17 protein-coding genes are annotated in these 21557 nt (G+C 33.8%); 7 read left to right on the top strand and 10 right to left on the bottom strand.

Annotated elements, in window-relative coordinates; translation table 11 throughout:
* Positions 1 to 76: 76 nt before the first annotated feature.
* Together ACFE0M_RS11910 and ACFE0M_RS11905 are read right to left on the bottom strand one after the other, a co-directional pair.
* Positions 77 to 1630 carry a RagB/SusD family nutrient uptake outer membrane protein gene (locus ACFE0M_RS11910; protein ID WP_434545987.1) on the bottom strand — a complete coding sequence of 518 codons (1554 nt, stop codon included), beginning with the start codon at positions 1628 to 1630 and terminating at the stop codon, positions 77 to 79.
* Between the two features lie 14 nt (positions 1631 to 1644).
* A complete protein-coding gene (locus ACFE0M_RS11905; protein WP_434545986.1) occupies positions 1645 to 4722 on the bottom strand; it encodes a SusC/RagA family TonB-linked outer membrane protein in 3078 nt (1025 codons plus the stop codon).
* Between the two features lie 276 nt (positions 4723 to 4998).
* On the opposite strand from ACFE0M_RS11905, the gene ACFE0M_RS11900 reads away from it, so the two are divergent.
* Entirely contained in the window at positions 4999 to 6033 is a 1035-nt protein-coding gene (locus tag ACFE0M_RS11900; RefSeq protein ID WP_434545985.1) for a LacI family DNA-binding transcriptional regulator, read from the top strand.
* 10 nt (positions 6034 to 6043) lie between these two features.
* On the opposite strand, the gene ACFE0M_RS11895 is transcribed toward ACFE0M_RS11900, so the two are convergent.
* From ACFE0M_RS11895 to ACFE0M_RS11885, 3 genes are all read right to left on the bottom strand, one after another.
* Positions 6044 to 6505, bottom strand: coding sequence for a hypothetical protein (locus tag ACFE0M_RS11895; RefSeq protein WP_434545984.1), 462 nt, complete (start codon positions 6503 to 6505; stop codon positions 6044 to 6046).
* Between the two features lie 118 nt (positions 6506 to 6623).
* Positions 6624 to 7172 carry a DinB family protein gene (locus ACFE0M_RS11890; RefSeq protein WP_434545983.1) on the bottom strand — a complete coding sequence of 183 codons (549 nt, stop codon included), beginning with the start codon at positions 7170 to 7172 and terminating at the stop codon, positions 6624 to 6626.
* Between the two features lie 52 nt (positions 7173 to 7224).
* Complete coding sequence (locus ACFE0M_RS11885; protein ID WP_434545982.1) at positions 7225 to 8229, bottom strand: endonuclease/exonuclease/phosphatase family protein; 1005 nt, start codon at positions 8227 to 8229, stop codon at positions 7225 to 7227.
* Between the two features lie 721 nt (positions 8230 to 8950).
* Here ACFE0M_RS11885 and ACFE0M_RS11880 point away from each other — a divergent pair.
* From ACFE0M_RS11880 to ACFE0M_RS11870, 3 genes are read left to right on the top strand one after another with little or no spacing between them, the layout of a single operon-like run.
* The gene (locus ACFE0M_RS11880; protein ID WP_434545981.1) at positions 8951 to 10933 is read left to right on the top strand and encodes an IGHMBP2 family helicase; all 1983 of its coding nucleotides are present in this window, start codon (positions 8951 to 8953) and stop codon (positions 10931 to 10933) included.
* 42 nt (positions 10934 to 10975) lie between these two features.
* Complete coding sequence (locus ACFE0M_RS11875) at positions 10976 to 12844, top strand: tetratricopeptide repeat-containing sensor histidine kinase (RefSeq protein WP_434545980.1); 1869 nt, start codon at positions 10976 to 10978, stop codon at positions 12842 to 12844.
* A complete protein-coding gene (locus tag ACFE0M_RS11870) occupies positions 12841 to 13158 on the top strand; it encodes a DUF6122 family protein (RefSeq protein ID WP_434545979.1) in 318 nt (105 codons plus the stop codon). Before ACFE0M_RS11875 ends, ACFE0M_RS11870 begins: the two co-directional genes overlap by 4 nt.
* On the opposite strand, the gene ACFE0M_RS11865 is transcribed toward ACFE0M_RS11870, so the two are convergent.
* Together ACFE0M_RS11865 and ACFE0M_RS11860 are read right to left on the bottom strand one after the other, a co-directional pair.
* Entirely contained in the window at positions 13155 to 14960 is a 1806-nt protein-coding gene (locus ACFE0M_RS11865; RefSeq protein WP_434545978.1) for a sodium:proton antiporter, read from the bottom strand. The genes ACFE0M_RS11870 and ACFE0M_RS11865 overlap by 4 nt on opposite strands.
* Positions 14961 to 15106: 146 nt before the next feature.
* The gene (locus tag ACFE0M_RS11860; RefSeq protein WP_434545977.1) at positions 15107 to 16180 is read right to left on the bottom strand and encodes an oxygenase MpaB family protein; all 1074 of its coding nucleotides are present in this window, start codon (positions 16178 to 16180) and stop codon (positions 15107 to 15109) included.
* A 199-nt stretch (positions 16181 to 16379) separates the two neighbouring features.
* Between ACFE0M_RS11860 and ACFE0M_RS11855 the strand changes: the two genes are divergently transcribed.
* Together ACFE0M_RS11855 and ACFE0M_RS11850 are read left to right on the top strand one after the other, a co-directional pair.
* A complete protein-coding gene (locus tag ACFE0M_RS11855) occupies positions 16380 to 16607 on the top strand; it encodes a DUF433 domain-containing protein (protein WP_434545976.1) in 228 nt (75 codons plus the stop codon).
* Positions 16608 to 16638: 31 nt separating this feature from the next.
* Positions 16639 to 16941 carry a DUF5615 family PIN-like protein gene (locus ACFE0M_RS11850; RefSeq protein WP_434545975.1) on the top strand — a complete coding sequence of 101 codons (303 nt, stop codon included), beginning with the start codon at positions 16639 to 16641 and terminating at the stop codon, positions 16939 to 16941.
* 482 nt (positions 16942 to 17423) lie between these two features.
* On the opposite strand, the gene ACFE0M_RS11845 is transcribed toward ACFE0M_RS11850, so the two are convergent.
* The 3 genes from ACFE0M_RS11845 to ACFE0M_RS11835 are packed head-to-tail and all read right to left on the bottom strand — an operon-like array spanning position 17424 to position 20095.
* A complete protein-coding gene (locus tag ACFE0M_RS11845; protein WP_434545974.1) occupies positions 17424 to 17813 on the bottom strand; it encodes a DUF2721 domain-containing protein in 390 nt (129 codons plus the stop codon).
* A gap of 6 nt (positions 17814 to 17819) precedes the next feature.
* A complete protein-coding gene (locus ACFE0M_RS11840) occupies positions 17820 to 19508 on the bottom strand; it encodes a GMC oxidoreductase (RefSeq protein WP_434545973.1) in 1689 nt (562 codons plus the stop codon).
* Positions 19509 to 19510: 2 nt separating this feature from the next.
* The gene (locus tag ACFE0M_RS11835; protein WP_434545972.1) at positions 19511 to 20095 is read right to left on the bottom strand and encodes a gluconate 2-dehydrogenase subunit 3 family protein; all 585 of its coding nucleotides are present in this window, start codon (positions 20093 to 20095) and stop codon (positions 19511 to 19513) included.
* A 305-nt stretch (positions 20096 to 20400) separates the two neighbouring features.
* Here ACFE0M_RS11835 and ACFE0M_RS11830 point away from each other — a divergent pair, with 305 nt between their 5' ends.
* Complete coding sequence (locus tag ACFE0M_RS11830) at positions 20401 to 21525, top strand: Gfo/Idh/MocA family protein (protein ID WP_434545971.1); 1125 nt, start codon at positions 20401 to 20403, stop codon at positions 21523 to 21525.
* Positions 21526 to 21557: the final 32 nt, after the last annotated feature.

Raw genomic sequence — 21557 nt, 5'->3', positions numbered from 1 at the left:
GCTTTTAGAAGCATAAATGTATAAAAAAAGGATAATGAAACTAAATTCATTATCCTTTTAAAGTTGTTAATAAAAATTAATAACCCGGATTTTGCTCTAAATTAGGGTTGGTACTTACTGCTGTTATTGGAATTGGGAATAAAAGCCTGTTTTCATCATTCACTGCAGATTGGTCTTTGTATAACCAAGGCTCAAGATAATCTCCAAATCTAATTAAATCTTGTCTTCTCCAAAACTCAATATACAATTCACGACCTCGCTCGTCAATAATATCTTCATCAGTAAGCCCTGTCAAAGGAGAAGCATCTCTCACACTTCTTAATTCATTAATCATAGTTAATGCTTGACCAGTATTACCTGATCTATATAGTGCCTCTGCCTTCATTAACCAAGCATCTGAATACCTAAAGAAAATCTGAAATGGAGGTCCAACACCTGGGTCTCCGGCTTCAGTTAACTGCGGTGGATACTTAATCAATCTAATACCAGTTGCTTCACCATGTCCTGTAATCTCTTCAGGCATATCTCTTGTGAAGAATAATGGAGAACCACCACGAGTTTCCAATGCTTCACCTTCGAAATTATACTGCTGTCCAAACAACATTCCTCTACCCAAATTATCATCAGGCACATATCCCCTTCTTTCTTCTTGACCGCTTTCAGGAGCATTCGTATCGTCTGGTCCTTCAAATAAAGCATAAAATTCTGAAGTAGTAGCGAATCCATTCCAACCACCACCATTTAAGATGAAGTTATGATTATAATGAAGTGTATTTGCAATTCTAGGAGTAGAACCATCTCCACCGGTTATGATATAAATTGCTTCAGAGCTCATTGCAGGGTCTTCAAATATACCAAAATAGTCATCTTGAATTGAGAATCCCTCAGCCGTAATAGCATCTACATCACTAATTACCTGTTGCATATCAGCATTTTCAGCGGTTGCGCCACTACTTCCACCATTTAATAAAATGTGCTTATTTAAGTGGAATTTTGCTCTTAAGAATAATGCTGACGCTTTAGAAGCAACTCTTAGGCCATCAGGATTTCCTGGTCCAGCTGATGGAAGACTGTTAATGTGTGAATCAGATAAATCTTCTGTTATTCTAGCTACAGCTTCTTCTCTTGAAAGAATGATTGGATCTTCAATCACAGGAGCACTTGGATCTCTATCTGGAACCTTACCCCATAAATCCAAAATAAGGAAAGTGGCCAATGCTCTCATATATCTTGCTTCAGCCTCCTCTTGAGCATCAGGACCTGACAACAAAATCTGATTTGCAGAAAAAGTCATTCCATTAAGTCCATTCCAAGAATTTAAAATCTGTGGGTGACTAGAATTCCATGAATGTTGGTGAATTTGTCTCCAAACACCACCATCACCCCAGTCAGTTCCTCTTGTTGGTACTAAATGTTCATCACCACTTAAAGACATCAAAGCATAGGTATTGTCTTGGTAAATCATGAATCCACCAAATGTGTTATATAAACCAGTTAGGTTTTCTCCCACATTCACCGTACTGAAATCTTGCTCAATTACTTCTGAGTCGATTTCCTCAACTTCTAAGTCGGTACAACTAAAAGCTGTTACCGCTAAACTCGTTAATAATATATTTTTAAAATTTTTCATTTTAATATGTTTATTTAAAATGTAACATTAAGACCTACTGTTAAAGTTCGTGGTCTTGGAAATGGAGTATAATCTATACCAAATGATGGTATTCCATTTCTACTTGCAGTATTGGATACCTCAGGATCAATTCCACTATAATTAGTAAATACAAACAAATTTTGAGCATTAGCTGAAACTCTCATAGCTTTGATAAAGCTACTTTCACCTAAATCAAAATTATAACCAACTGAAAGGTTCTGCAATCTTAAAAAATCTGCTTTTTCTAGGAAATTAGTAGAAACAATAGGAGTATTTCCTTGAGCTTCACCACTTTCCAAAACATCCTCGGTCACGTTTCTACCACTACCTAAACTACCAGCCGTGAAAAATGCATTCGCAGTATTATTATAAATATGGTGACCACCTTGACCATTCATATATAAAGCAAAATCTAAGTTTTTGTAAGTAACTGTTGTATTAATACCATAGTTCCAAACTGGGATTGGAAATTGCCCAGTTAATTTTGGATTTTCGTCAACTACATCATTAAATCCATTTTCATCAAAACCATCTGCTTCAATCATATAGTATGCAAAAAGTGGTTGGTTATTGGCAATTCTTTGAGCAAATGCACCAGATAGACCTTGTCCAAAAATGTTCCCTGTATCGAAAAAGAATGCGCCTAAATTCCGAACTTCATTTTCATTCCTAGAAACATTAAACCCAACATTCCATGTTAAATCACCATTATCAACTGCCACATAATCCATCATTAATTCAAAACCTTGATTAATAACATTAGCGTCTAGGTTTCTCCATGTAAAATCTGTTGCTGCTGGTTGTGGAGAGAAAATTTGAATTAACAAATCAGTAGTGTTTTTATAATAATAATCAATACTACCTGTTAATCTGTTATTTAGGATACCAAAATCAAAACCACCATTATACATAGCTGTCTGCTCCCATCTTAAATCAGGGTTTTCAAATGCTACATTAGTTCTTCCTGGTTGCTGTATAGTTCCATCATTGTTGATATCAATACCTCCAAAAGATTGTCTTCTTTGATGAAGATTGTGTGGAATTTCTTGATTACCAGTAACACCATAACCTAATCTCAATTTCAAGTTATCAAATGTATCTGCTGCCCAATCTTCGTCAGAAATCCTCCAAGCAAATGCTCCTGATGGGAATATCCCGTATTTGTTATTTCCACCAAATCGAGTTGAACCATCTGTTCTAATTGTGGCAGTAAAAAGAAATTTGTCCAATAAATTGTAGTTTATTCTACCAAAGAAAGATTGTAACTCGTTATAATTCCCATAGTTATTTTCAACTATAGCATTTACTGGAATATTTCCAGGGTTACCTAATGTTGGTGCAGTTCCAAATTGATTAGTAAAGAAAGTATTATTGGCAGGATTATAACCAAACTGTTGGTAATCGCCATTAATAGCACCTCTTACTGTATTACCTGCTTGGATTGTTTGATCAACCATAGCATCCAAATCGGAAGTGTTATATCCAAAGCCTGAAACGCTACGCCCAGTAAATCTAAAATCCTGATAAGAGTAACCCGCTAAAATATCTAAATTACCCTCTCCTACTTTTTTGTTATAGTTAAGCAAAGCCTCGAATAAAGTACTTCTATTAACGTTTTCTACATTGCTCCCTCTACCATTATTTGTAATACCTCTAGTGTCAATCACCAAATCTCGAGAAGTTACTGAATTACGAACTGAATTCGCATAATCCAAACCACCATTAATTCTAAAATTTAGGCTTTCAGTAATATCATAATCAGCAGAAATATTGATTAATGCTCTGTTTGTTTCAGCTAAATCTTGATTATACTCTAAAAGATTATTTGGATTTAAAAAACCTAAAGTCTGAAAATCCGGATTTAAGGTTGGTGGAGCAATTAAAGCAGCACCTAATAAATCCCCTTGGAAACCTGCATTATTTGTGATTGGTGCAAAACTATCGTTAACCCTAGACACATTAGCTGAGGTATTCAATGTCAATTTATCGTTCAATAATTTTTGGTTCCAATTCAATCTTGCGTTGAATCTTTCTAAAGAAGCAGTTTGAACGATACCATTTTGATTTTCATACCCAACTGAAGCTCTATAACTCCCTGTCTCATAAGAATCACCATAAGAAATATCGTGTTTGGTAGAAACAGCTGTCCTAAAAATTTGGTCTTGCCAATCTGTATCAGCATTGTCAAATCTCACATCATCAGGATTGGAACCTAGATCTTCAACACCTTGAAGATATTGATCTCTATTTAACAAATTGTAACGATTAGCAGGAGCCGAAATACTTACATTTGCATCGTAAGTAACTTGTTTTCCCAAACCTTTACCGCTTTTGGTAGTGATCAAGATAACACCATTTGCACCTCTTGCTCCATAAATAGCAGTAGCGGAAGCATCTTTTAAGATGTCCATGCTTTCGATATCATTAGGGTTTAAGAAGTTTAATGGATTTCTAGGACTGGAAGTTCCTAATCCGCCATCGGGCCCTCCGGCAGTAACATCATTACCAGATAATGGAATACCATCTACCACAAAAAGCGGATTATTGCCATTTCTCACTGAAGAACTACCTCTAACACGGATATTTACCCCTGCACCTGGCTCACCAGAGGCAGATGTAATTTGTACACCAGCAGATTTACCCTGGATCAATTGTTCCGGAGAAGCAATCACACCACCGTTAAATTCCTTAGAAGTAACTCTTTCTACAGCACCAGTAGCATCTCTCGATTCTACTTGGCCGTAACCAACCACCACTACTTCTGATAGTTGTTCAACGTCCTCCTGTAATTTAACATCAACTACGCTTCTACTTCCCACTTTTACAGTTTGAGATTTGTAGCCAATATAAGAAAATTTTAAGCTGACATCTCCAGATACAGTTAGCTTGAATTTCCCATCAAAATCAGTAGTAGCACCATTAGAGGTTCCCACTACCAATACGTTTACACCCGGAAGACCTTCTCCGGTTTTTGAATCTGTGACAGTTCCTGAAACTGTCCTGTCTTGTGCATATAGGCTCCCTAAGGATAACCAAAACACACTTGTCATAATTAGTAAAAAGTGTCTCATGAATTTTTGAATTTAGCCGTTTAAAAGTTCCATAATTAAATTTTAGTTTTTGTAATTTTTCATTCTTTTTATTAAATCTAATTCATAACTGTTTATATTATATTTTGTTTTTAACCTAAACTTAACAACAATGTAAATATTACATAATTTCCTTGCAAGGCTTTGAGTGTATTTTGTACACTTACTTATTTACGTAAACGATTACGTAAATAAATACAGGCTTTATTTATAATTATTCTAAATAAAAAGGGTGATTTTTATCAATATAATATCAACATGAGCAAACATAATATCAGACTTAAAGATATTGCCGAAGAATTGGGCATCAGTATTCCATCTGTTTCAAGGGCATTGAACAACAAACCAGACATAGGCAAAGAGACAAAAAGGAAAGTCTTTGAATTAGCCAAAAAGCTTAATTATCAACCCAATCAGTTTGCCATCAATTTTAAAAACCAGCAATCTTTTATAATCGGAGTAATAATTCCTCAAATAGTACATCATTTCTTTTCTAATGTTATTAGTGGTATTATAAATGAAGCTGAGAAAAGAGGATATAACATTATGCTATTTCAAAGTAATGAATCATTTGAATCTGAACTAAAAGGCGTGGAAACCTTCCAAAAAAGTATGATCGATGGATTAATTATTTCCCTTTCTGATAATACTCAAAAGGTTGATCATTTAAAATATTTGCAAGAGCACAATGTACCTGTCATATTAATTGATAGAATTACGAATGAAATAGATGCAGCTAAAATAATATGCGATGATTATCAAGGAGCTTATATTGCAACTGAGCATCTGATTAATTTAGGCAAAAACAAAATTGCTCACATCACGGGATCTTTAACACCACATACGACAAAAGAGAGGCTTAGAGGATATGAAGCAGCTTTGAAAAATCACCATTTAAAGATTCATGAAAGATATATTAAGCAATGTAATCTAGAATCAAGAGAGGAAGGCTATAAGGCTACCCTAGCTTTACTTGCAGAAAAGGAAATTCCAGATGGCATATTTTGTGCTACAGACATAAATGCAGTAGGAGCCATTGAGGCCATAAAAGAAAAAGGAATAAAAATACCTGAAGATATTGCGGTGATTGGTTTTAGTGATTGGGAGATGGCCTCAGTTGTGGACCCACCACTATCTTCAGTTTCTCAACCTGATTATGAGATGGGTAAAAAAGCAATAGAACTCATTATAGAAGAAATCCAATTGACGAGAGAGAACAAGCCCATAAAATATGAAACGCTAGTGATGGAAACTTCACTTATCATGCGGGAATCCACCATTGGTAAAAAATAAAACCACCAAATTAATTTGGCACTTTTATCATGTTAAGATCAATTAATTTTGATTCTTCATATCCTATGGATAAATACCCAAACACCCCTCCTGCTGCCTCGGCAACTTTCTTGGCAATATCCTTCATGGAACTCACAAATTGTGTAGCCCAGTCTTTATCTACTTTTTTCAGTATTTCATTCAATCTTTCCAATTCTTCAATCACTTGCTTACTTCTTACTTCAGCATCTTGGGGATAAGAATTAAGAAGTTCATTTAAGCTTTGTTCAAAATCAGGGGCAATTTCTTGATAATAACCTAACAACTCTTTTCGAGCTTTGCTTTGTTTAATTTTTGTCAGATTAACTGCTTCCTTTAATTCACTCTTGCTGATTTGGTCATCTGCACCGGCAATTAAAATAGTAACCATAGCAGGGATTTTTTTCAAAAGATCGATTTCTGATTCAGATAAATTTTTTAATTCGGATATCATGGTTGTGAGATAGTTAAATTTTAAGCAATATATGTAAACAAAGAAATTTTAATAACTGATAATAAAATAATTATTTAATTTTCGATAAATCTATAGCTACCATCTATAAAACAAAGAACTATTTTGGAAATTTCTTATGATGATTGATGGATTCAATTTGATACTGATGATGCTTCATGTGAGCAACAAAAAATTGCATTGTTTGTAATATGTTCAGTTTCCCAACTACAGGATGTGAAAATATAAAATGCCCGATTTTATCATTCGGAAAATCATTTAAAAAAGAAAACATTTCCTTTCTTATATCATCCCATTGATGAGAAAATTCATGTGGATTTTTACTGATATTTAAACTGTCTTTCTTTTCTTCTAATATTTTAGGAGCTTGATATTTTTTCCTGGAATTAAGTCTATTAACCAACATTACTGTCTTGACTTCTGCCTTCAATCCTACCTTTTCATTTTTTCTGTTAAAATCAAAATTTTGCATATACTTCAAGCTTATTTTCTCGGAAGTAAATAAATGTTGCATTACATCCAACATTGACCAAGATCCATTTTCAGGATGAAAGTTTAACTGTTCGTCATTGAAAACCTGAAGCAAAGCATCATAATACGCTTTCCCCTCTTCCATACGTTGCCAGTGCTTTTGAATTTTTGGGTTCATAAAAATCAGATAAAATTTGTTGAAGCTGAAATTAGGAAAAATATTGAAATAATTAATTAAGAAGAGTAAAACTCATCCAAACTGACAAGTGATCTGAAATAGTATTGGCCTTTCTTAATACATCAGAATTGATTTTTTGAATCTTGTTTTTATTATAAAATATATAGTCCAATCTTTCATAAGGTTTGGCTGTATTAAACGTATAAAATTGTGATTCGTCTTTAAGGTACCTTTCTTTAGAAATTGCTTCTTCAATCAAGGGGTTATCAAAAAAAATCTGAATGGTTATTTCTTCTGTTCTCATTTCGCTTGCAAAAGGTGGGCGACTATTAAAATCGCCCATTAATATAACGGGGAAATTATTAGCATAAGAATTAAATACTTTCAGCACTTTCTCAGCTTGAAGCTCACGGGTCTCTTTATCAAAGGCTTCGAGGTGTAAGTTCATAATTACCAATGTATCTTTTCCAATTAGCACTTTATTAATCTGAAGAATTCTGTCCAAATAAAAAGCATTATAATAAAAAGGAGCATTTATTGGCTTATCCAAAACAAATAATTCATTAGATATTAATTGTATTTTACTAAGCAAACCTTGTCCAGAATAAATACTACCAAAATGGTATTTTATAGGGAAATATGGAAATGGGACATATAACTTATCCCAGTTAACAGCATAAGCTCCTTGGTGAAAGTTTAAGTGTTTACCTAAGCTATCAAATTGATTATACTGGAAGCTCCTTGCAGAATTAAAATCAACTTCTTGCAGACCTATAAAATCAAAATCATATGGCCTTAATAGACTGATAGATTTTTGAAGATTATCCTTAAACAATGTTTCCTTTCTATCGACTGGAAGGTTATTAGTCATGCCTGAAAAATAACCAATATTATAAGTCAGAACTGACAATGTATCATCGTCAAATTTAACCTTCTTATTATAGGTTATAACTTGGTCGTATTGATCTGGATTATTAAAGCCAGAACTAGCCCAAAAATAAAAACCGATTATGGTGAAAATTATCAATGTTAAAACAGCTATTAAAATCTTTTTCATAATACCAAAATACTCAAAATCAATAAAAGAAATTACTTTTCAAGATTAAATTTAGAATTACTTTCAAAGAAGGTTTTAAGATTATTCTCATATCCAAAAATTAACACTATTAAACACATAATTCATCGATACAACCATAAAATTAGAACAGGGGATTGTAGAAAAATATATTAAAAAATATATCTGATATTAATACAAATTATAGAATACAATAGGACGATAGAAAAATGAATAAAAGCTTACATTTCATAGGGAATAGAGCCATTTTACTATGTACCTAAGAAACCAAATATTCTACTGACTTAACAAAACTCACCGATAATTAACCTTAGTAAATAATTAAAGTATTACTCTATATAATCAATATTAATAATTCATTTTTAATGTATTAAGCATTCCAAATGAAGTAATACATTAAGTTTATAAAAATAGCCAAATATTATTCTGCCTGCTTAAAATATTATTATTTACATTATGTGTTCAATAAATACTTGAAATACTTTTTAAATTGAAGAATTAGTAAAATAATACAATTAAAAATAAATCTATCTAGTAGTAATTTTGTTATAAGTGATTTATTGAATAAAGTTCAAAAGTTAAATGTAAATTATTTATTATTATTAAAATTGCATTTTACCAACCTACCCCACCCTATTTGTTAAGTTCTTGAAACTATCAGCTTTTACTTAAGTTTGTGATGATAAGTACAGTAAAAACAGATATGAAGAGATTTCAAGATATTGAACAATACAGTAAATTTTTCTCAAGCCTAATTCTAAAAGAGAGAAGAGCTGAAATGGATTTTCACTTACAAGAAATTCAGCTTTATTCTAGCCGACAAAGAGAGGCAAAAGGTAGGGCTATATTAGGCCTTTCGGGTAAAGATTCAGGCACCGGAATTGGGGGAGTTTATTTAGTAAAATTTGTTCGAGGATCAGGGCTTCCAGAGAACGAAATTTCAAATGGTGATGTAGTCATTATTTCTAAGGAAAAACCAACAGGAAAAGAGGAACAAGCCACGGTAGTAAGCAAGACCAAACGTAGTATTACAATAGCCTATAATAAACTTCCTCCCTATTTGGTTTATGGAAGAAATTTAAGATTAGATTTATTTTCAAATGATATCACTTTTCAAAGAATGTTGGATGCAATCAATCAATTGGAAAGGCTACCAAAATTACAAGATTACATCAAATCAAATATTGTATTAAACAAAGAATTAGAAAATAATTTTTTAACTCTTATAACAGATGATATCCTAAATAAAAAGCAAGGTGAAATTATTCAAAAAGCTCAAGTGTCAGATGATATTTTTCTAATACACGGCCCACCCGGAACAGGTAAAACCACTACTCTATCTCATTTGATAAAAGTATTCTATCAGGAAGGAAAAAAAATATTGGTGACCGCTCCTTCGAATACCGCAGTTGATAATATTCTAGAAAAACTAAATAACTTGGAAGTACCAGCAACCCGCATTGGTAATCCCATTCGCATGGATGAAAACCTACTCAATTTGAGTTTGGATGTTCAATTGCAAGACCATCCAGATTATCAACAAGCCAACAGCATTTGGAATAAAATTCAGATTCTAAAGAAAGAACAGGAGGAATATGTGCCGGCTACCGGTCAAAACAGAAGAGGTTTAAGCGATCACAAAATAATACAATTGGCAAGCGCTAAAAAACCTTATAGGGGAATACATTCTGCCAAGCTAAGAAAAATGGCGAAATGGATAAAAATCCAACAGGATATTAACAAAAATTATGAAGAAGCACAGACTTTACAACAGGGAGCGATTGAAAGCATTTTGGAGAAAAGTCCTGTAATTTGCACCACTAATTCCTCAGCAGGTAGCGACCTATTAAAGGATATAATATTTAATATAGTATGTATAGATGAAGCCACTCAATCCACAGAACCAGAATCATTAATTCCATTAGTAAAAGGTAAGAAATGGATATTAGCAGGCGATCATCAACAGCTACCCCCTACTGTAAAATCAAAAGATGCAAAGGATTTAAGCATCAGTTTGTTTGAAAGATTTCAAGCAGAGCTTCCTCATGACCGGAGCGATATTTTAACTATTCAATATAGGATGCACCAAGAGATCATGAAATTCTCAAATGAAAATTTTTATCAAAATCAATTGAAAGCTCATCCGTCTGTCGCAAAACATTCTCTAAAGGATTTGCCTGGTTTTGAGCCATATCCCTATATTAATCCAAGAGTTGAAGCCACAGTGAATATTTCCAAACCAGTTGTCTTTATTTCCTGCCCAGAAGGAGCGGAAGAACAGTTGGCAGACAGCTATTCCTATTTTAACCAACCTGAGATTGAATTAACCAAAGAAGTAACTGACGTTTTATTATCTTCTCGACTATTTCCTGAGGATATTGGGATAATATCACCCTATGAGCAACAAGTTAGCCGCTTAAAATCCTTATTAAGAGATTATCATGTAGAGATAAAGTCAATTGATGGCTTTCAGGGACGAGAGAAAGAGGTGATTATTTTAAGTTTAGTAAGGTCAAACACAGAAGGAAATATAGGCTTTTTAAAGGATTACAGACGTTTGAATGTAGCACTTACAAGGGCTAAAAGAAAATTGATAATAATTGGTAATTCTAATACATTGGTTTCTGACCCTATATATAAATCATTAATCAAAAACAACCACTTTCAAGATGAAATAAAGGATTAAAACTTATATTAGTGCTTTTACGATTAAAATTAGTTCCCCCACATGAGATTTATATTATATATATTCATTACGGTTTTCATCAGTTTATCATTCAAACTTTATCCTCGTCAATTATCTAATTCTCAAGATAGTATCGTAAATATCCTCAATGAATTGAGATACAATTATCCTGATTCTGCTCTTAAGTTGTTAAATGACGAAATTAATAATATAAAAATTCCTAAAAGTGAATATCATGCGGAATTACTTTTCACGAAATCAGCAATACAATATATTCAAAGCAATTATCTTGAATCAAGAAACTCATATGAGCAACTTTATAATCTATCCAAAGAAATTGATAATGATATAGGAATAGCTAGAGCACTAAATGGAAGAGGATTAATTTATTTAGGTAGGGAATTCTACCAGGAGGCTTTAGATGAATTTAATAAAGCACTAGAAGTCAATAGGAGGATTGGACATCAAAGAAATATTACCACAAATTTACTCAATATCGGCATTTGTCAACAAGAACTAGGAGAGTTGGAAAAGGCGCTAATTTCTTATCAAAAGTCTTTTCATATTGCCTCAAAAAATAAACTGCATACTTATTCATTAATGAATATGAATAGGATTGGAACTATATTTTTGGAACAAGGTCATCTAGATTCTGCCAATTATTATCTAGCCAAAGTATATAATGACACACCAAATCAATGGGAAAAAAGCTATAATTTAAGTGGTTTGGCTGAATTAGAATTAAAAAAAGGTCATTATAACAAAGCGATAGCGTATGGAAAAAAATCATTGAAAATTGCTCAAGAAATTGGCGCAAAATGGGATGCTTCTGAAGTGGCGCTAAAATTAAGCAGGGCGTATGAAAAATCTGGTAATGCTAGAAAAGCGCTAGAATTCCATAAACTGCATAAAAGCTATAGCGATAGCCTTCTAAATGAGGAAATGAATCGTGAAATCAATTGGGCTGAACTACAGCAAGCTAAAGCTGAAAATGATCAGCTTAATATTGAAAAGGAATTGCTCTCAGCCAAATCTGCTAGGAATCAAATGATTATTTATTTGATGAGCGCTATCATATTATTCTTGATTATATTGGCTTTTTTATACAGGAGACATCTAAAACAAAAAGAAAAGTACAATCAAAATTTAAGCAGTATCAATAAGCAATTAGCGGATAAAAAGCTTTTAATAGAAAAACAAAACCAAGATTTAAAAGAGATCAACAATACAAAAAACCGTCTCTTTTCCATACTTTCTCATGATTTACGCTCCCCTATAAGTTCTGTAAAACAATTATTGGAGATTGGAGATAAAATTCCTAAAGAGGATTACAAAAAATATAGTGATAAACTTACCCTAGAAGTTGGAAAGGTAGATAAACAAATCAATGCACTTTTAAAATGGGCCAATACACAAATGGACGGTTTTGAAACCAATCCTAAAACAGTCAAATTGAGTGATTCCATCGATAATTATATTGAAGATATTCGCTACATAGCAGATGAAAAAGATGTTAAAATAATCCATTATAAATCTGAACATAATGTATGGATAGACCCATTTCAGTTGAAAATTATTATTAATAATTTACTCAATAATTCCTTAAAATATACCTCTAAAGGCGACCAAATAATGATTAATTATTTGGTTAATGGTAACCATATAAAGATGATTATTGAAGACACAGGAACAGGCATGGATGCGGAAACGATAAGCATTCTAAAATCTGAAAATAAAAACCGAACCTACTCTAAGGAAGGTACTGCAAAAGAAACAGGAACGGGACTGGGAATGCTCTTAGTAAGACAATTTCTTTCTTTTAACCATGCTTCAATGGATATTGAAAGCCAGGAAGGTAAAGGTACTCGCTTTATTTTGAAATTCCCTATGCCAAAAGAAAACAGAATATGATTCCCACTATTATTCATTATAGCCTTCATTTTATTGCCCCATTAGCCATAGCATTTCTATACAGTCCGAAAAATTGGAAAAATGCTTATTGGATATTATTAGGCACTATGTTAGTAGATCTAGATCATCTGTTGGCAAGCCCTATTTTCGAGCCCGATAGATGCAGTATTGGCTTCCATCCACTTCATTCATATTATGCAATTCTAATATATTTTTTCTTACTATTCCCTAAAAGAAGCCGATTGGTAGCCATTGGTTTACTTTTCCATATGTTCACAGATGGTTTGGATTGCTGGTTGCAGGGCACTCTTTAAAGCGACTGAAAAGGAAAAATCATAGGCAAAAAGAGGGTAGCTAAAATCCAAAATAATAAATTCAACATCACGCCCACCTTAGTGAAATCAGTAAATTTATAACTGCCTGCTGTATAAACCATAGTATTGGTTTGGTAGCCAATGGGTGTCATAAAACTTGCTGAGGCTGCAAAAGTAACCGCCATGAGGAAAGGTGTTGGAACCAAGCCTAACTGGGTACTTATGGCAATAGCAATTGGCGCCATTAAGGCTGCCGTGGCATTATTGGACATTAATTCTGTCAAAAAGGAAGTCACTAAATATAAACCACTTAAAACGATGATAGGGCCAAAAGAACCTAATTGATTTAACAAACCTCCAGCAATTTTTTGATCTAATCCTGTATTAGTTAATGCTACCCCAAAGCTTAAAACTCCCGCCAATAAAAAGACAATTTTCCAATTAATAGCTTTATAAACTTCCCGCATATTCAGGATATTCAATAATACCAATGCCACCACCCCAGCCATCACGGAAATCACAATATCCAACAGCCCGAAAGTAGCTAAAGCAATTACGGTCGCAAGAATACCTGTTACAACCAAAAATTGCTTTTTATTAAAATCGATTACATGATCAGATGAAAGTAGAGCAAAAGGTGCATTCTGGCTCATTTCCTTTTTTCGTAACTCCTTTACATAGTGAGATTTAACTTCTGCCAATAGCACATCCCCTGCCTTGAGTTTAATGTCATATAAATCTTCATGTAATACCTCTTCTCTATGTTTAATAGCTAAAGGGGAAGCCCTGAACCTACGTCTAAAGTCCACTTCCTGAAGGTTTTTACCATCGAATTCAGAATTGGCGCTGATGACCATTTCGACCAAGGAAGTACCGGTCCCCTGCAAATTATCACCTGCCATTTTCAAGGATGAACCTTCCAATACTTTAGCCCTGCTTTTCAATTCCTTAATATTGGATAGGTTACAGCGCACTTTAAGTATATCCCCGGCATGTAAAATAAAATCCCCTTGTGGTAAATTATAGCGTGTGCCATTTCTATTGATTTCCAGTATATCAATTTTCAAGTCATTTACCAGTGGACTTTGCATGATCGTTTTGCCAATGGAATCAGTATTATCTTGCAATTCAATTTCGGTGAGATATTCCCTCATACCAAATTTCTCTTCAAGATTTTCATCATTTTTCCGGTTTTTAGGCAGAATCCTTGATCCAATCAACATCATATAAAGTGTGCCCACCACAACTAATACTAATCCAAAAGGCAATAATTGAAACATGCTAAAACCATCATAGCCGTAATCTTGTGCTATACCACTTACTAACACATTGGTAGAAGTCCCTATATAAGTACAAGTTCCACCGAAAATAGAAGCAAAGGACAACGGGATTAATAATTGAGATGGGCTTTTGCCTGTACTTTTGGCAATTTGAATCACAACGGGTATGAAAACTGCCACTACAGGCGTATTATTGATAAAAGCAGAAATAACCGCAATAAGCAACATCATTAATACCAACCCCCAACGGAAATTACGCTTAAAAATATCGGATAATTTATAAGCAACATATTGCAGTGCCCCGGTTTTTAAAAGTGCCGCACTCATCACAAACATAAAAGCAACTGTAATAGTAGCGGTATTGCTAAATCCTTGAATTCCTTCAACTGGACTAATCACACCCGTTATCACCAGAGCACAAATGATCACCAACCCAATAAGGTCAACCGAGAGCTTTTCAGTGACAAATAGAATAATTGCCAATAAGATGACTGCTAAAGTCGCAATAGTTTGAAAATCCATACAAAAGGTTTAGTCACACAAATATAGGATGCCAAAACCTAAATAAATTATAAAATTCTAAAAATCTACTAAATCTATAGAGAAAAGGAAAATTAGGGAGTTTAAAGTTAGGTGATGAATGTTTAGGTGTTTATTAAAGAATCATTTTAACTGCTTAAGCTAGTCAAAAATCTAAAGGGGGCACCTTGGGAATTCCTTTCACCAAATTGCTTCTTCAGCTTTCTAAACTCTTTTTGGTGGTTCACCGGAAATACATTTCTGATGTTATTTAGATTTTTGATATTGCTGATTAAATCCACTTCAAGTTTATCAAAAGGCAAAGCAATCATTTTGCAAATATCTTCGCCCAAAAGATAAGCCATCATTGCTTCCGTGGGGAAAGTAAAAGGCAAAGGTTGATTTTTGATATAACGCTGCAAATTGATAGCCAACATCTCGCCTTCTCTCGAATTGCGGAAATTACGGTTTTTGATTTTTTGCTCTAGTATAAAAGCATCTTGATTACTTTCAGGCAACCACTCTTTATGTACACCCAGCATCTCTCCTATCAGATTCCAATAGCGGATATAAGTTTGAGATTGCTCTGCTGAAATGGTATAGCCCAATTTTCTCAAACCTCGGATGGCTATTAATGAAAATGACAGATTAGTTCCTGCCATGTCTTCCTGATTAACAGGAGCACCTAATTCATTACTCCATTTATCATTATTGAGTAAATGAAAGCGAATTGCTGCATGCATTAACCTAACTTTAGCGATGCTGATAAAGCCTTTTCCTTGTGGAGTAAATGCTTCAGGACTGCAAACATCAAATACAAATTCAGCAGTTTCAGTCAAACGTTTTTCGGGTTGCTCGTAAATCCTTTTGGAAAAGCTTAGTACTTTTGCTCCTTCTGCCGCAGCATAGCAATAAGGAAGAGATAACATCCCTAAACAAAGCATAATAGCAGAGGCATGTTCTACATAAAATTCAGAGCCTTTTTCTACTAGCTTTTTATCTATTTGAAAGCTTTTTATCTCTGCAAAATATTGTTTTAAGTGTTTAGGAAAGTCTTCGGGAATAGACTGATGATTAAAGACCAATTCATTGTAAGCCTCATTAGACAATGGATTAAATCCGCTTTCAAATAAAGTCTTTACAGTTTTATCAGCTAAAGCATCTCCTGTTTTACGGGCTAAATCGAGTGTTTTATTGGGATATTTAATTTCTTGAGTTTGCACATTATAGTTAACTCAGAAGTGGGTAAATTGATTTGATAATTTTACAGAAACTTATAATGTTTTTTTTTAATAAAATCTTAGCGAGACGCTAAGACTAGTGCATGACCATCTCAAAGATATATTATGAAAAATCAATAAAATTTTTATAAATTCAACTTAGGTATTGTTATCAATGTTAAAAAATATTGAAAATACCATTATGGAAAACATACAAGAATTTATCAGTATTGATCCAAATATTCGATTTGGGAAAGCATGTCTAAAAGGTACAAGAATTACGGTAAGTGATGTACTTAATTGGTTTGCTTCTGGAATGAGCGAAAAAGAAATTCTGGAAGATTACCCATATCTAAGCTTAGAACAAATCCGAGCTGCCCTATATTTTGCTGCGCACAGAAACGAAATTACTAAAATTGTTGCTGCCTAAAAATGGACTTACTTTTGGATGCTAATATTTCGTGGAGAATTTGCAAGAATTTATCCAAGACCTTTCCAAACACAGACCATATTTAAATCACTTTAAACATGATGAATCTGATTTAGCCATTTGGAATTATGCAAAAATCAATAACAAATGTATCGTGACAAATGATACGGATTTTGAAGATTTACTGTCGTTTAAAGGTTTCCCTCCCAAGGTCATAATTTTAAAATGTGGAAATCAATCAAATGATAATTTGGAAAAACTTTTAATCAAGAATGAATCTAATATCAATGAGTTTATAGAAAATCCTGAGATGGGTATACTTGAATTATATTAAACTTGTATTTTACTGAATCGGTAGAATTTTTGCTTGATTTGACCAAAATATTTCAAATTCGTTCATTACCAATTTTCAGACTCTTTTTCTAAATCAGCTTGAGAAATAAACTCACCAGAATTAATTTGAGCCTCTGCAATTTCATATCTTTTATTGTATTCAGAAATTGTTAATGGTTAACCGTCAGTCGTATATCCTACTGTAAGTTCTTCCTCCAGTAATTTTTCCACCTTTTTCAAAAGTTTTGAATCATTTACTGTCATCAACTTCTGCATTAAATCTAATTTTGTATCTTTTATTCCCATCTTAAATAGAGCCTATTAGGCAATTACACGAGAGAAACTTGAATCTATTTGATATTCAGTACCAAATAATAAATATTTGTAAAATTGATTATTAGTTTCCGTTTATAACCTTTTACTAAATATAATGAATTTAATAATTCCAAAAAATTGAAAATACTACCTTAGTTAAATAAATTCCTACTTCTCAATATCCCCCATCTGAATATTTAGAGCTTTTACACTGATTTGGATTTCTATTATGGAAAGCAATAAAGAAATCATTAAGAGCACTAAGGAGAAACCGAAAATAATGCTTCCTGCCATTTGGTATTCTTGGTAAATGGTGAACATACTTACCACACAAAAGAATAATGAGGAAATCCCCAATAGCTGCATATTCCGAATCAATATCACCCGCTTTTTCAAATTAGCAATTTGAGCTTTGATTTTCAAGTCATTTTCACTCATATAGCGGGCATGTAAATTGCGGATCAAGCTGGCTAATGCTAAAAACCGATTGGTATATGCCAATAGTAATAATGATATTGCTGGAAAAAGTAAAGCCGGTGTGGTTAATGAAATTTCCATTTCAATTTACAAATTCATCTTTTTCAATTCAGAAACTGCAAAATCTACTGCCCTTGCGGTTAATGCCATATAAGTTAAACTAGGATTTTGGCATGCAGAAGAAGTCATAGCAGAACCATCCGTTACAAAAACATTGGGCACTTCATGCAATTGATTATGCTTATTCAACATAGAAGTCTTCGGATCTCTTCCCATTCTGGCAGTTCCCATTTCATGGATGCCAAAACCTGGAACAGCTGGTAAATTTACAGCTTCAATATTTTTTCCACCGGCTACTTCTAACATTTCTTTACCAGTTTTCATCATATCCTTACGCATTTGCTTTTCATTATCCTTGAATTCGCAATCAATATGCAGAGTCGGTAATCCCCACTTATCTCTAACATTTTCATTAAGGGTGACTTGATTATCTTCATAAGGCAGCGTCTCGCCAAAAGGCATAAAAGACATTTCCCAAGGACCTGGTTTCATTAAAGCATCTTTAAATTCAGCTCCAAATCCAGCTAATCTATTGCCATAGCCCCAGCCCACTCTATTTCCTCCTCCTTGAAAACCGTAACCTCTAATAAAATCAGGATGTTGGGATTTGATATTTTGGAAACGTGGTACATAAATACCATTTGGTCTGTAACCGGTATGATATTTATCTTTAAAATCATCAAATTCTGCTTTTACATATACTTCAAAATGATGATCCATTAAATATTTCCCTAATGTTCCGCTTGTATTTCCTAAACCATCAGGAAAACGGTCGCTTTTAGAATTCAGCATGATCCAGGTGGACCCTAAAGTTGAGGCACAAAGGAAAATGACTTTAGCATAATACTCATGGTATTCATTAGTTTCGGCATCAATTATTCTAACACCTTTAGCCTTATTGGTATTTTCATCTAAAATTACCGATTCCACTATGGAATGAGGTCTTAATGTCATATTCCCAGTTGCAGATGCTGCAGGCAAAGTAGAAGCTTGACTGCTAAAATAACCACCAAAGGGGCAGCCTCGGCTACATAAATTTCTGTATTGGCATTTTGTACGGTTATGTTTGTTTTGAGTCAAATTCGCAGTTCTACCAATTGTCATAAATCGGTCATCCCAATTTTTCTCGATAGATCCTTTCACCTTTTCCTCCACACAATACATATCCATAGGTGGTTGGAATTTACCATCAGGCAATTGGGCATAGCCTTCATTTCTTCCTGAAATTCCAACAAATTCCTCTACTTTATCATACCAAGGCGCCAAATCTTCATATCTGATTGGCCAGTCCACAGCTATACCATCTTTGGCATTGGCTTCAAAATCCATTGGAGCTAATCTGTAACTTTGACGACCCCAGGTTAAAGACCTTCCCCCTACATGATTCCCCCTAATCCAGCGAAATTCCTTATTATCAGGATGCGTATAGGGATTTTCTTTATCATTCACCCAGAAATGTTTGGATCCTTCATCAAAAGCATAAGTTTTACTTTGTACGTAATATTCTTCCTGCACTTCTCTTGATTCCTTTCCTCTATGATCAAACTCCCAGGGGGCTTTATTCATAGTAGGATAATCCTTGATATGCTCCACATTTCTACCTCTTTCAAGCACTAAAGTTTTTAAACCCTTTTCACACAATTCTTTTGCTGCCCATCCGCCTGAGATTCCCGATCCCACTACTATGGCATCAAATTGATTTTTCTCTTTACTCATTCTTAAAAATAATTTCCTACCCTTAATTTTTGATTTGATTTCATTGGTTCGCAGCCTATTAATTGAGCCGGAACAGGTTGATAGTCCAAGTGCTTGGTCATAATTTCCTCAGAAGTAAAATAGCCTAAAAGCACCAACTCTTTAAGCATAAGGAAGAATGGTTTTTTTTGAGGCGTTGTATCAAAGGATAAGTGTTGGATTTCACTTTCCAACCCATATAAGAAGTCGTATTGTTCTTGATTATCTAAATCGGTAAAAAGTTTCCCGTTCTTTAACTGACTATTCTTTTCAACTTTTTCTAAACCAGCTAGAAACTGTTCTTGCTCATTCTTACTGTAAACCTCAGCCACCATTTTATCAACAAATGCATCTACCCCAACATCCAAGGCGCCTGGAGTATCGGTTTTTGGCAAGATTTGGTTTGCCATGGCTGCAATTAACAATGCTTGTTTCTCATTGAAAAATTGAGGCTTCCAACCTAAGGGTTGTTTACTTTCACAAGATTGAATTAAATGCATCAATAAAGGTGAAGTAGCCGCAAAACCCAAAGCCATGCCTGTTTTCTTAATCGCTTCTCTTCTATTCATTCCCGAAATTTATATATTCAAATTTAATATTAAGTAAGATATTGTTTAGTTTCAAGAAATAAGAACTGAATTCAATTAAAGTTTATATAAATGGGGAATGAAGGTTTTGATTTATGTTAAAACTTTGATTTTTTTATTTTGTTTTGGTGAAAATTATCCAAGAAATGAGAATTGAAAGATGAAAGTCAGAATGATTGGTGTATCATTAATAATGGAATTGTACTAACTACAGTCGGTAGCAAAAGAAAACTTTTCATCCATTGAATTCAAAATATTAATGAGAAAGAAACATTAAAAATAAAAAGATGAGCAGAACATTGAAAATGGGAATGATTGGGGGCGGCCCAGGTTCTATGATTGGAGACATACACAGAATAACCGCCACGGCAAGCGGAAATGCTAAATTGGTTTGCGGTGCATTCAGTTCCACTTTAGAAAAATCATTGATAAAGGGCAAAGAACTGGGATTAAAAAAGGATAGGATTTATGAATCTTATCAAGAAATGATTGAAAAAGAATCCAAATTGGATGAAAATGAGCGAATGGATTTTGTGGCCATCGTAACTCCCAATCATCTACATTTTGAAATGGCCAAACTTGCATTAGAAGCTGGATTTCATGTGATCTGTGACAAACCCTTAGCTTTTGATTATGCAGAGGCACTAGAATTTCAAAAAGTTGTAAATAAAGCCAAAGGTGAATTTGCCATGACCTATACCTACAGAGGATATCCTCTGTTAGAAAAGGCAAGGGAATTGGTGGAGTCAGGACATTTAGGTGAAATCCGAAAGGTAAAAGTTGATTATTCGCAAGGCTGGCTATCTCAATTAATTGAAGCCGAAGGACATAAACAAGCAAGTTGGCGCACAGACCCTGAAAAATCGGGAAAAGGTGGCACCATTGCGGATATTGGAACTCACGCTTTTAACCTACTTGAATCTGTTAGCGGGTTAAAAGTAAAATCTTTGATGGCAGACGTTTCTATTTTGGTCGAAGGAAGAAAAAATGATGATGACACCAATGTATTGCTGGAAATGGAAAATGGTGCCAAAGGATATTTATCAGCCAGCCAGATTTGTACAGGTGAAGATCAGGATTTGAGTCTGCATATTTATGGAAGTAAAGCCGGATTAATTTGGAATCATAATCAACCTAATTTACTGACAATAAAATATCCCGACTTTAAAGAAGAATCTATAAAAGGATTGAAAAAGGAATCCAAAGAAAATAGTGAATTTAATATACCAGGTCATTCCCCTTATTTCACAGAGGCATTCCAAAGAATATATGAAGGATTTTTTGATAATATTTTGAAGGAAGAAAGTAAAAGCGATTTTGTTAAAGCCAGTATAGATGATGGTGTTAGAGGAATGGTGTTTATTGAGAAGGCTCTAAAGTCTTCTGATGAAAGGAAATGGGTAAGCTTATGAGATTCTACTAACTTTAACAACCAACTATAATT

Source organism: Marivirga sp., assembly GCF_051117495.1.
Taxonomy (GTDB): domain Bacteria; phylum Bacteroidota; class Bacteroidia; order Cytophagales; family Cyclobacteriaceae; genus Marivirga.
The sequence above is the reverse complement of the archived record's forward strand: the minus strand, read 5'-3'. Positions and strand labels throughout refer to the sequence as shown.